This is a genomic window from Mesorhizobium sp. M0998 (assembly GCF_040318885.1).
Lineage (GTDB): Bacteria > Pseudomonadota > Alphaproteobacteria > Rhizobiales > Rhizobiaceae > Mesorhizobium.
In genome coordinates this window covers 37,595-49,555 of record NZ_JAMYND010000037.1, presented here as the reverse complement: position 1 = coordinate 49,555, position 11,961 = coordinate 37,595, and the positions used below count along the sequence as shown (strand labels likewise).

The window sequence follows — 11,961 nt, the reverse complement described above, 5'->3', positions numbered from 1 at the left end:
TGGCGCTCGTCGACCGGCCGGTCCTGATCGGCGCGACGGGTGGTGGCCAGCGCCACGCGCTGGTAGTCGAACATCAGCTTCGCCCACTGTTTGGCTTTTACTCCGCCCTGACGGTGCCGAGCGCCGTCTATGGCAGTGACAGCGACTTTGCCGACGGCAAGCTCGTAGATTCGCTGGTTCTGGCGCGGGCCGGGCAGGCCGTGGATCAATTCGTTGCCCTGCTTTCACCGCGCCAGCCGAAGAGCCAACCGGTCCGGGCGGCTTCGGCCTGACGGATAAAGTGCCAAGGCAAGTGCCTGATGGGCGATATATTGCCAAGGCGCGGCCCGTAAGCACTCCGCATTTTGCGCCTGAATAATCCCGCGGGCGACAGCGTGCCGTCTAAATCCGAATTCTTTTTTAAGCGCGAGCTGATTTTAAGAATTCCATTGCTATCTAAGTCTATAATATCAGTGGACTTTAATCCAACGCTCTTTGAATAGGGCGGGCAGTCGAGGGGTTTGCCCTCTGTTCAAAAGGATTAAGGCTCCATGCGAAAACTTATTTCCGCCGCCCTTGTCGGGCTTGCCATAGCGGCCACATCCGCTGCAGCGCATGCCGACGACAAGAAAGTCGTCATCGCCTACCAGACCGGTGCCAATCCCTACAATCTCGGCATTGCCAATGGCGATCTTGCCAAGAAAACCGGCTGGAACATCGAATACCGCCGCTTCAATTCCGGTGCTGACATCTTTGCTGCCATCGCATCCGGCGACGTCCAGATCGGCGATGTCGGATCAAGCCCGTTCGCCGCAGCCGTCAGCAGGGGCATCGACGTGAAGGCCTTCTACATCTCCTCGGTCTCCCGTGACGGAGAAGCCCTGGTGGTGCGGCCCGATATCAAGTCGCCAGCCGACCTGCGGGGCAAGAAGCTCGCGGCCGCGCCGGTATCGACCGATCATTACCAGCTTCTCGCCGTCCTCAAGCAGGAAGGCATTTCGGAGAAAGAAACCCAGGTCATCGCCATTCCGCAGCCCGAAATCGTCGCTGCCTGGAAGCGCGGCGACATTGACGGGGCCTTCGTCTGGGATCCGGCACTCTCTGAACTCAAAAAGGACGGCAAGGTTCTGCTCACAGCCGGCCAGGTCGCCGACCGTGGCGCGCCGACCTTCAGCGCGCTGGTCGTGACCGGCGATTTCGCCAAGGCCAATCCCGACTTCCTCGGCCAGTATGTCCGGCTGATCGACGGCTACAACACCGCCTACCTGAGCAACCCGGCCGCATGGGGACCGGACTCCGAGAGCGCCAAGCTGATCGCCAAATTGCAGGGCGGCACGGCGGCCGAGAATTCGGAGCAGTTGAAGACAACAGTGGTTCCGCCGCTCGACGAGCAGGTGTCCGACAAATGGCTGGGCGGTGGTGAGAAGAGCGCCGTTGCGAAAATCCTCAAGGACACTGCGGGCTTCCTGAAGGACCAGCACAAGATCACCGCCATCAAGGACAGCTACGCCGCGTTCGCCGATCCGGAATACGCAGACGCTGCCAAAGCCTCGAACTAGAAATCCCTGAACGACATCCGGATCTGGCTGGCGAAAATCTCGCCAGCCAGATCGCTTGGAGGGCCAGTATGCTTCGAATTCACGATGCCAGCGTGACCTTTCCGGCCTCGGATGGCCAGGACGTACACGCGCTTGATCACGTCTCGCTCGATATCGCTCCAGATTCCATCGTTGTCGCGGTTGGTGCTTCCGGATGCGGCAAGTCGACATTGCTCAACGCGATCGCCGGCTTCCTGCCGCTCACCGAAGGCACGATCACACTGGACGGAAAAGAAATTGTCGCGCCCGGCGGCGATCGTGGCGTCGTCTTCCAGAAAGATACCTTGCTGCCCTGGGCCAATGTGCTGGACAATGTCGCTCTCGGCCTGAAATACCGGGGCGTGCGGCGCGGTGAACGCCATGAGCGATCGAGGCGTCTGCTGGAACTGGTCGGGCTCGCCGATTTCGCCGAAAAGCCGCCCTATGAACTGTCCGGCGGCATGCGCCAGCGAGTCGGCATCGCGCGGGCGCTGGCCACCGATCCGAAGATCCTGCTGATGGACGAGCCGTTCGGCGCCCTCGACAGCCTGACGCGCGAGACGATGCAGCAGCTTCTGGCCTCGGTCTGGGCCAAGACCGGCAAGCAGATCCTGTTCATTACCCATTCGATCGAGGAAGCCCTCACGCTCGGCAGCACCATCGTTGTGATGTCGCCTCGACCAGGCCGCATCGTTGCCCGGTTCGACGCCGACTTCGTTCGCGACTTCGCTGAGAGCGGCGACATCGGGCCGATCCAGTCCCACCCGCGTTTCATCGAACTGCGGCAGGAAATCCGCTCGCTCATCCACCAGCCGGAAGGCGCCCGCACAGGAACCTTGCAATGACGCTCGCCGCCAATTCCGGAACCTCTTTTTCGTCTTCGATAGCTCAGCGCGCGCCGTCTCCCAAGACGCGCCGGTCCGCTTCGACAAGCACGCTCGGCATCAGCCTGGTCACCCTGGCGTCGCTCATCGCGTTGTGGTTTTTGGCCACGCGCTTCGGCTGGGCGTCGCCGCTGTTCCTGCCGTCGCCGGCCGAGGTACTGACCCAGTTCAGCGCCGTCTGGGCCGATGGCTATGCCAACGGTACGCTCCTCGAGCACACACTCGCCAGCCTCGGCCGCATCGCCGCGGCGCTCGGTGTCGGCATTTTCCTGGGCATTCCGCTCGGCCTGCTGATGGGACTCAATCGCTGGGTCAAGGGCATCTTCAGCGTTCCGATCGATCTCTACTGGGGTCTGCCGCCTTTGGCCTACCTGCCGCTGCTGATCATCTGGCTGGGCATCGGCGAAACGTCCAAGATCGTGCTCCTGTCGCTGTCGACCTTCGCCCCGATCTGTTTTGCCGCACAGGCCGGCGTCCGGTCGGTGCCGGCCGAACGCATCAATGCCGCGCTGTCGCTCGGTGCGAGCCGGCTGCAACTTTTCACCAGCATCATCCTGCCGTCCGCGTTGCCGGAAATCATGACCGGCCTGAAGATTGCCATCGGCGCCGGATTGTCCACGCTGGTAGCGGCCGAGCTGATCGCGGCCCAGTCGGGCCTCGGCTACATGATCATGTCGGCGGCCAATTTCCTCGCCACCGACGTCGTCTTCGTCGGCCTCATCGTCATCGCCATTCTTGCCTTCGCCTTTACCAGCGGCATGCGCTGGCTGGAGCATCGCCTCATCCCCTGGAAGGGCAAGATCTGACGCTTGCCTAGACATTCCGCAATCGCTGAAGGAAACAATCCGATGTCCAGCAACACCCGTCCGCTCGACCTCTACTGGTATCTGCCGACCCATGGCGATGGACCGTATCTCGGCACGGACGAGCGGCACCGCCCGGCAACCTTCGGCTATCTCAGGGAGATCGCCCAGGCTGCGGACCGGCTTGGCTTCAAGGGTGTGCTCCTGCCCACAGGAACGCGTTGTGAAGACGCCTGGATCGTGGCGGCCGGGCTGATCCCGCTCACCGAACGGCTGAAGTTCCTCGTGGCACTTCGGCCGGGCAGCGGTACACCGGCGCTGTTTGCGCGTCATGCAGCCACTCTGGACCGCATTTCCGGCGGTCGTGTCCTGCTCAATGTCGTCACTGGAGCCGACCCGGCCGATCTCGCCGGCGACGGCAACAAGCTCAGTCATGACGAGCGCTATGCACAGACCGACGAGTTCCTGACCATCTGGCGGCGGATCCTTTCGGGTGAGCCGGCGGATTTCGACGGCAAATATCTTTCCGCCCACGGCACCGACATTTCCTTCCCGCCGGTTCAGCGGCCGCATCCGCCACTCTGGTTCGGAGGCTCTTCGGATGCCGGCATCGCGATCGCCGCCAAGCACGTGGACACCTATCTGAGTTGGGGTGAACCGGTGGACCAGCTTGCCGAAAAGATCGCCCGCGTCAGGGTGGCAGCGGCAGCGAAAGGCCGCACGATGCGCTTTGGCCTGCGCATTCACCTTATCGTACGCGAAACGGAGGATGAAGCCTGGGCTGCAGCCGACCGGCTGATCAGCCACGTAACCGACGACCTGATCGCCGAAGCCCAGAAGGGATTTGTCCACATTTCGGAATCCGTCGGCCAAAAGCGCATGTCGGCGCTGCATCAGGGCCGACGCGATCGGCTGGTCGTCGGCCCGAACCTGTGGGCGGGACCGGGGCTGGTGCGCGGAGGTGCGGGAACGGCCTTGGTCGGCAATCCCGACAATGTTGCCGCGCGCATTCGCGAGTATCAGGAGATCGGCATCGAAACCATCATCGCGTCCGGCTATCCGCATCTGGAAGAGGCGTTCAACGTCGCTGAATTGCTTTTCCCCAAACTCGGCCTGAATGGCGAAGCCGCACCCCAGGAGCGCAGCTGGGACGTCGAGTTCGGACGCCCCAAAGTCACCGCGTCCGCTTCGTGACGACCTGCCGACAGCGTCGGCCAGGGCGATGTCATGTGGCTTCGCGGCGGCGATCGGAGCGAGGCTGCGGCCAGGTCCAATGACACGGCTTTCGGGAAAGTCGACCGAGAGCAAGTAGCGTCCTGGCTAACCGCCGGATAAAGTTAGGATAGGCCATATCCGGCCGCTCAAGCGAGCTCGGCTGGCGTTATCCCAGGAGCCCTCCTGGGATAACTGCTATTGAGGCCGCGGCCGGCCCCTCCGACAGCCTCAGGCGGTAACGAGGTCGCTCACATCGGCCCCGGCACCATCTTGGTCGGCTGCTCAGGCATCGGAAACGGATAGTTGTCGCATTTCACGTCCGGGTTCGTCGGGCTGAACATTCCGAGCGGGTTGTCCTTGAACAGCCAGGCGTGAAGGTCGTAGTGGTGGAACTCCTTGGGGATGAGCGGATAATGCCCCTCCATCGGCCCCTGGAATGTCTGGCCGAAGAGCTTCGGCGGCTCCTTGGTGTCCGGCGTCAAAGGCACGAGCCATTCCGCGCCGACCAGGCGCAATTCGCCGCCCACCGGCTCATAGATCAGCACATTGGGGCGCGTCGGATCCGCGGTCGGGCCGACAGTCGTGACGTTGACGAAATGGATGCCCATCGCGCCCTTCGGGTAGTCCATCGCCCCCTCTACCTTTTCACCGCTGTAGAAGACGCATCCTACCGTCGATAGATAAAGCTCGCGAATGGCAACCTTGTAGTCTTCATACCTGGACAGCGATTTACGCAGGGCATCGATCTCGGCTTTGTCGGGTTCGGCCGCCCGAGGAGTGGCGGCGTTCAGACACGCGCCAACGAGACCTGCCAAGGTGAGGATACCGACACGCCTGAGGTGAGTTGTTTTCATCATGCATTCCTCCCGGATTTTTTTCTTCTGGCCGTGCAGGACCGAGGCGGCAGTGATGCTGGACGCGCGGCCGTAATTGATCGCCTCATCCCGGTTGGGACTGCGTCGATGCTAATCCTTTCCGCTGATCGGGAGAATTAACCCTGACGACCTAGGCCCGAGCGGGCCGACTGTGCAGAGACGGACGGTCGGGCCCCCTTCGGACCCCATGCACTAGCGCCGGCGCAGCAGGCTCCTCATCCGGTTGCGCAACAGGCGCGCCATGTTGCGGGTTTCGCGGTAGAGGTGAAGCTGCGACGCCGCCTGGCGGGCGGGGCGGTCGGCGTCCGGCGTCAGCCCGATCACCAGCGTGCCCATCGGCTTGCGTTCGCTCCACAGCCGGCTCATCACCGGATGGTCGGGCACCGCGCAGGAATCGGTCATCATGATGTTGGGGTCGTCGAGATGCTGCCTGGTCACCTCGATCATCAGCAGCGTGCCCGGCGAATAGGCAGCGAGCGTCTCGTCATAGGCGGTCTTCCAGGTGTAGGCGACGCCGGCCTCGACGAAGACGACCAGGCAGGCGATGGTGCGGCCGTCGAGCGTCAGCGAATGGATGCGGCAGAGATCCTGCTCGGCCAGCCGGTGCACCGCTTCGCGGGCGAAGGCGGCCCGGTAGCGGTCGATCGCCATGGCGGTGCGCTCGCGGCCTTTCCAGCCGGCAGCCTCCAGCGTCAGGAAATTTTCGATGGCGTGGCGGATCTCGTCAGGCCCGCGCGCCACGACATGCTCCAGCCGGCCGAGGTCGGCGAGGCGGCGCTTCAGGCGGCGGAACTCGCGATAATGGTGGGCGCGCAGCGAAGCTTTCAGATATTCCTCGCCGTCGAGCTCGCTTTCGAGCACCGGGCGCTCGGCCTTGCCGGTGGTGACCAGCGTCAGGCCGCGCGTTTCGGCGACGCTGGCGAGCAGGCTGGCCACCGGGCCGTCCAGCCTTATGTCGGGCAGCACGAAGACTTTCGGCAGCTTGAGATGCGGCCGCGACAGCATCGAGAAGAGATCCTCGATCACGCCGATCGGATCGTCGCGGTCGACCAGCGGCGTGCCGATCGGGCCGAACGGGCTCGACCAGGTGCGCATGACTGGAACCCCGAGCGGCACCGCCGGCCGCTCGACCGAGAACGGCACCAGCAGGCGCAGCCGGTTGCGGTACTGGTCGCCGTCCCGGATGACGGCCAGCCGCACCTCGCGGTCCTCGAGCCTGGGCATGGCCGGCGCCAGGAAGCGCGGATTGAAGAAGACGTTGGGCTCGATCGTGCGGGTACAGAGATAGTCGAGCTCCTCGACCAGGTCGAAGCCGGCGGAGGCCGGATAGATGGCAAGCTTGCGCTCGGGCCGGTTGTTGGCGAGGATCTCGACATGGGCGGGGTCGGCTTCGCGGGCAAGCCCGGCAAGGCCGGACACCATGGCGCCGGCCGGGCCGCCGCTGGTTTCCTCGAGCAAGGGGACGGCAGCCATCAGGCGGCTCCTTTGGCGGGCACGAAAATGACCATGGCGATGCCGAGCTTGCGCCAGACCGTAAAGGACAGCGCGCCGGCCTCGAAGATCATGGCGAAGACGGTGGCCATCGCCGCGCCCCACAGACCGAAAAGCGGGATCAGCATGACGCTAAGCGCGATGTTGAAGGCCAGCGTCATGGCGTAGACGGCAGCACAGATGTTCTGGTTGCCGCTCATGGTGAGCAGGCTTTCGCAAGGGCCGACGGCGGCACGCGCGACGACGCCGAACACCAGCAGGAACAGCAGCGGATAGCCGGCGGAAAATTCGGGGCCGAACAGGGTCAGCATCGGCTCGCCCAGGGCCAGAACCAGCAGCGCCATCGCCAGCGACGGCCAGAAGGTCCACGACACGGTTTCGCGGGCAAAGGCGGCGAGCTTTTGCGGCTCGCCATGGGTGAACTGCGCATAGCGCTGGGCGACGCCGGCCTTGACGGCGAAATAGACGAAATGCACCAGCGCCAGCGTCTTGACGGTGGCGAAATAGACGGCGACGTCGTTGGGATCGAGATAGGCGCCGACCATCAGCACGTCGGCATTGGTGAGCAGGAAGAAGAAGCTCTCGACCAGGAAGATCGGCAGCGAGACGATGAACCATTGGCCGAAATGCAGCTTCATCGGCCCGGCCGGAATTCTTTTGTCGATGCGCGAGGTGACGCCGACGAGCTGACCGAGCGTGGTGGCGTAGGTGGCGGCGATCGCGGCGAAGATCGCCGTTCTGGCATCGGGCGCGTAGCCCGCCAGCAGCATCAGCGCCATGAACGCCAGGATCAGCAGCGGCCGCACCAGGAATGTCGGCGACAGCGCAAACAGCGCCCAGGAATTGGCCCGCGCCAGCCCTTGCAGCAGGTCGGACATGGCGATCATCGGCAGGCAGATGATGCCGAGGATGAACGGCACGACATAATAGTTCTCGATAAAGGGCGACAGTAGCCAGACGCCGAGCGCGCCGAGGCCGGCGATCACCGTCGAGGCAACCAGCACGAACAGCCGGCTGGCCCGCACGATGCCGCGCAATTCGGCCAGCATGCCGCGCTCGCGATATTCGGGAATGAAGCGGATGATCGAGGTGTGGAAGCCGAGGCAGGCGAGATTGCCGACGATGACCATCGTCACCCACACGAGCACGAAAATGCCGTATTCGAACGACCCCATCCAGCGCGCCATCAAAACCTGGCTGACGAAGGCGATGACGGCGCTGATAATGCGGACTGAAAAGGCGATCAGCGACATGCGGCCGGCCTCGCCGCGCGCGCCGGCGCTGAACAGCACGGCATCGATCAGGCCAAGCAGCGGCCTGATGCGCAGCGCAAGGCGCTGCGGCAGGAACCGCCCGGCTGTCGTCGCCGCGGAAAAGCGCACCCAATACTCTCCGTTTTCCGCCAATTTACAGGGATTGGGTGTAGCGAAGACACATTAAGAAACGGTTGGGTGGGGAGGAGGCGGGGCGGACGAAAAGCCAACGATTCGGCTTTTCGAGCGATGAACGCTCGGATCCTAGCGGAGGCAGGAGAGCGATACGCCGGCTCCTTACTCCCCTTTGTGGGAGAGGTCGGATCGCCCCCGATGTGCCCTACAAATCCGCAGTCAATCCAGATAAGGGGCAACCACTTCATTTGTTCGCTTTTCAGATGGCCTTCACTATAGGAAAAGCCCTATCCCATGGCGAACCTTCATCACGGCCAAACCACACCCGAGAGCCCTCTTTTACTTTTGATGTGCCGTAGAAACTTTCTGGATGGTACATCAGAATTGTGTTCTGACTATCAGAAATACGCCCCGTATATCCATGCAGCTGGCTAATAATCCCGTAATCGTATCTCGTTATAGAGTAGCATAAATCTTCACAAAGTAGCGCCAATTGAGATGCGGTCGGACGTTTGTTTTCGTCTTTATCTAAGCGGCGACAGATGATTTCAAAAAGTTGTTTTCCTAAACTTTTAAACTGAGCGGAATTTATCTGAGTTGGAGGCTTTGGGGTTTTCGCTGCAATGATATTAGGTATAGACTTAAGGCCCGTTCCAAATGGGAGCTCGCCGACGAGAAGCTCGTAGGTAATTGCTGCTATTGCCCACACGTCCGACGATTTCTTAGGCATTTTGAATTCGTTGATCGCTTCGGGTGACATGTACGGTATTGCTCCGAGGACGGTTTTTGATGAAGTAGAACCTCCGGCTTCAGCCCATGGCCCGATCTCGGCTTCAGCCATCTTGGCAATGCCAAAGTCTGTAATTTTTACATTATCGAACTGGAATCCGCCTACGACCATAATGTTGCTTGGCTTTAAATCTCTATGTACAACTTCTACTGCATGCGAAGCAGCTAATCCCTTTGCCAATTGATGCAATATCCGCGTGCATGTCGAAGGTGGAAGATAAGGAAGGTTGCCTTCCATCACCGCAGCCAAGTCTGCTCCTGGTACAAGTTCTTCAATAATAAAAGGCCGCCCTCCATCTTCGAAGTAATCAAGTGTCTTCGCTACGTTCGGATGATTTACTTTAGCACTGACCACGGCAGATTGCTGAAAGCGCTTTAGTCCAGCGTCATCCTTAGGTGTCTTAAGAGCAACTTGTCGGCCAAACAATTGATCAACTACGCGGTAAACGTGCTGCATGCCGCCTGCTCCGATCCATTCTTCCGGACTGTAGCGGCCGGCAATCGCTGCCGTCCCTTTTGATACCGGGCCCTTCAATTCATCACCTCGGGGTGAGAGATATCTGCCGTAATCGAGGTCCTGAGTCTCCTGTCGCCACTCGGATCCCCCAAAACTATCACCGCGGCTCCCTGCAACCTGTATCCCACAACGACCTGCCGATTGTTGTGTCTCACATGGCCTAATACCTGAGTCACAACAAAATCGAGCCCATCATAACTTATGGTTACTCCGTCGCCCTGTGCAGTAAGAGTGACGGTCCGGTTGGCAGCATCAACGAAATGATCGCTACCCGAATACGTGATCAGCATGCGGTGCTTATCAAATAAGAGATTTTTTCCGAGAGCGGCCCGGAGCGTTTCGGCATTGGGTCGCTCCAATGGATCATAACTCAGCGTCGAATTCAGTAAATAAGCTATTTCAACGGGAACTGAGACGTCGGTGGAATTAAAAGCCAATGACTTTTTAGGTATGGACGGAGGGACATGCCCAAGTTCAGGCGGCAGCTTGCCCGCATTCAGAAGCCATAATGCGGTGACCCCAAATGCGAATATATCTACAGCCGCCGTAAAAATATGGTTCCCGCTGGAATCGGGAATAAAAACCTCAGGTGCTGCATAGAACGGAGTAAAAAATAGTTGTTTTGTTTTTGCCCCATCAGAGAGTTTTGCGAGACCAAAGTCAAATATTTTCAGTACGCCAGAGCTATCGACCTTCATGTTATCCGGTTTTATGTCGCGATGAACACGGCCGTGCTGATGAACGTCGCTAATTCCGGAAATTATGGAGTACAATGAACGAAGTGCCACGCCGGTACCAGACGAGGCTTCAATCGGTTTTAGGTCTGTGCCTTCTATGTACTCTTCGACAAATCCCACGATCTCTAAGTCATCATGGATAACGTCCAAGACTTGGACTACGTACTTCGACCTGATGTCAGCAAGGGCAGATAGCTCATCCATAAGTCTATACTTTTCGATCCCAGGCTTAAGAGATTTCACCACCACTTGACGCTGAAGATTGCTGTCAAAGCAAAGAGCGGTCTCCCCCATTCCTCCTCCGGAAAGAGTCATGACCATCTTGGAATACCTGGTCGGGAGAGTTATCATTCCTGTTTCTTACTCTTGTTATTGAACTCTATATTCAATTGCGGTTTTTCAATTTCATTTTCAGAAACTCGAGCTTTGTTCTCACCCGGTTTCTTGTCGGTCTTTCGAGGAGTTCGAGCGGGTTTCTTTGATTTTACTCCTGTCGATTCTGCAGATTTATTCAATTCTTGTGAGAATTGCCCAATCTGACTAGGCGAAGCAAGCCACATCTCCAGTCGATCGCTGGGGCTCCATATAGTAAGCTCAGTACCTCTCGCGAAGTGCGGTCCAGGGCTAAAGTCATTTGCATAAATCACCACTGCCGAAGAATTATCCTCGACGCCCATCGCTTCCGCGACGTATGTAATCTTGCGCGCAAGTTCCCCGGGGCTTCTAGAGTGGCGATTAATTCTCTCCAGTGCTTTTTTTCCGATACTATGAGCGCCATCAGACGTAATTATAAAAGTCGAACTTAGAGCATCGGACACAGGAAAAATGTGAGGCTCAATAGCCTTTCCAATTCCAACAAACTGAAGAAGACGACTGTCCAAATTATCTTCATTCGCATCGCTGATCTGATGAAGCTGCCCACCGATGGTGTCGTCGCGAGTTAAGAGGTCAAGGCTCCTATCCGGTCTGCTCGCATACAGCCTGCTATCCCCAACGTGCGTAGCCCAGGCTTCTCCAGAACCCCTAATAACCAAAGCAGTAAGAGTAGTGCCGCCATCGCCTCGAAATCTACGATGAACTTCTGCATTGGCGGCATTGATCGCCCCTAACATTTGGCTTGCGATTGGCGCACCTGAGGGCAATGCTAAGCGAGCAAGGAATGTTCCGGCGGCACAACCGGCGGCTGCGCCTCCCTCTTTCATTCCCCCCATTCCGTCACAGATCAATGCAATCAGCAAAGCCTCGCCCGACGGCCTCACGATATAGGCAACCGCCGCTCGATCCTGATTTTCCTGGCGCACCGGTCCCTTCGAGGAACCTACCCCAATACCATCGTTAACCTGCGTGCTGCGGCCGATCGCCTGCTTGGAAATAAAATATTCGATGCGATCTTCAAGTTCGCTACTCACATGTTCTCCATGCGTCTGTCTAAGGCCTAATTCTCTGATGTTTGGGCAACCACGATCTTGGTTCAGCACAATTCCTAAATGCTTAAATCGCCAGAGTTAAATGCTCGCCGGAAAAATAATAGACGAGTTCATTCTTGAAGGCATCCGACAAAGCAGGATTTTCCCCGATCTGCATATGGCACAATATTGTAGTTTGAGCCAACACTGAGGCTTCGTCGGCTTACCGGCGAGGCGCTCCTTGAAAATCGCGAATCGACCATCAAACCTACCGCAAGGTTTTATGAGCCACGCGTCACG

At 59.1% G+C, this 11,961-nt stretch carries 11 protein-coding genes; 5 read left to right on the top strand and 6 right to left on the bottom strand.

Annotation, left to right across the window (positions count from 1 at the left end; all coding sequences use genetic code 11):
• From NKH59_RS26770 to ssuD, 5 genes are all read left to right on the top strand, one after another.
• Positions 1–272: NAD(P)H-dependent oxidoreductase (locus NKH59_RS26770; RefSeq protein WP_353023532.1), on the top strand; the 272-nt coding region annotated here is incomplete at its 5' end.
• A gap of 258 nt (positions 273–530) precedes the next feature.
• Positions 531–1,538 carry a taurine ABC transporter substrate-binding protein gene (gene tauA / locus NKH59_RS26765; protein ID WP_352542464.1) on the top strand — a complete coding sequence of 336 codons (1,008 nt, stop codon included), beginning with the start codon at positions 531–533 and terminating at the stop codon, positions 1,536–1,538.
• 68 nt (positions 1,539–1,606) lie between these two features.
• Entirely contained in the window at positions 1,607–2,401 is a 795-nt protein-coding gene (locus NKH59_RS26760) for a taurine ABC transporter ATP-binding protein (protein ID WP_352542465.1), read from the top strand.
• A complete protein-coding gene (locus tag NKH59_RS26755; protein WP_352542466.1) occupies positions 2,398–3,246 on the top strand; it encodes an ABC transporter permease subunit in 849 nt (282 codons plus the stop codon). Before NKH59_RS26760 ends, NKH59_RS26755 begins: the two co-directional genes overlap by 4 nt.
• Positions 3,247–3,288: 42 nt before the next feature.
• The gene (gene ssuD / locus NKH59_RS26750; protein ID WP_352542467.1) at positions 3,289–4,437 is read left to right on the top strand and encodes an FMNH2-dependent alkanesulfonate monooxygenase; all 1,149 of its coding nucleotides are present in this window, start codon (positions 3,289–3,291) and stop codon (positions 4,435–4,437) included.
• Positions 4,438–4,706: 269 nt separating this feature from the next.
• Here the strand turns inward: ssuD and NKH59_RS26745 are convergent, their stop codons facing one another.
• From NKH59_RS26745 to NKH59_RS26720, 6 genes are all read right to left on the bottom strand, one after another.
• A complete protein-coding gene (locus tag NKH59_RS26745; protein WP_023677966.1) occupies positions 4,707–5,315 on the bottom strand; it encodes a hypothetical protein in 609 nt (202 codons plus the stop codon).
• Positions 5,316–5,525: 210 nt separating this feature from the next.
• On the bottom strand, positions 5,526–6,806 hold the full coding sequence (locus tag NKH59_RS26740) for a GNAT family N-acetyltransferase (RefSeq protein WP_352542468.1): 1,281 nt from the start codon (positions 6,804–6,806) through the stop codon (positions 5,526–5,528).
• A complete protein-coding gene (locus NKH59_RS26735; RefSeq protein ID WP_352542469.1) occupies positions 6,806–8,206 on the bottom strand; it encodes a lipopolysaccharide biosynthesis protein in 1,401 nt (466 codons plus the stop codon). The genes NKH59_RS26740 and NKH59_RS26735 overlap by 1 nt, the downstream gene beginning before the upstream one ends.
• Before the next feature lie 265 nt (positions 8,207–8,471).
• The gene (locus NKH59_RS26730) at positions 8,472–9,536 is read right to left on the bottom strand and encodes a serine/threonine-protein kinase (protein WP_353023529.1); all 1,065 of its coding nucleotides are present in this window, start codon (positions 9,534–9,536) and stop codon (positions 8,472–8,474) included.
• Entirely contained in the window at positions 9,533–10,606 is a 1,074-nt protein-coding gene (locus tag NKH59_RS26725; RefSeq protein WP_352542471.1) for a protein kinase domain-containing protein, read from the bottom strand. The genes NKH59_RS26730 and NKH59_RS26725 overlap by 4 nt, the downstream gene beginning before the upstream one ends.
• On the bottom strand, positions 10,603–11,664 hold the full coding sequence (locus NKH59_RS26720; RefSeq protein WP_352542472.1) for a PP2C family protein-serine/threonine phosphatase: 1,062 nt from the start codon (positions 11,662–11,664) through the stop codon (positions 10,603–10,605). Before NKH59_RS26720 ends, NKH59_RS26725 begins: the two co-directional genes overlap by 4 nt.
• Between the last annotated feature and the right edge of the window lie 297 nt (positions 11,665–11,961).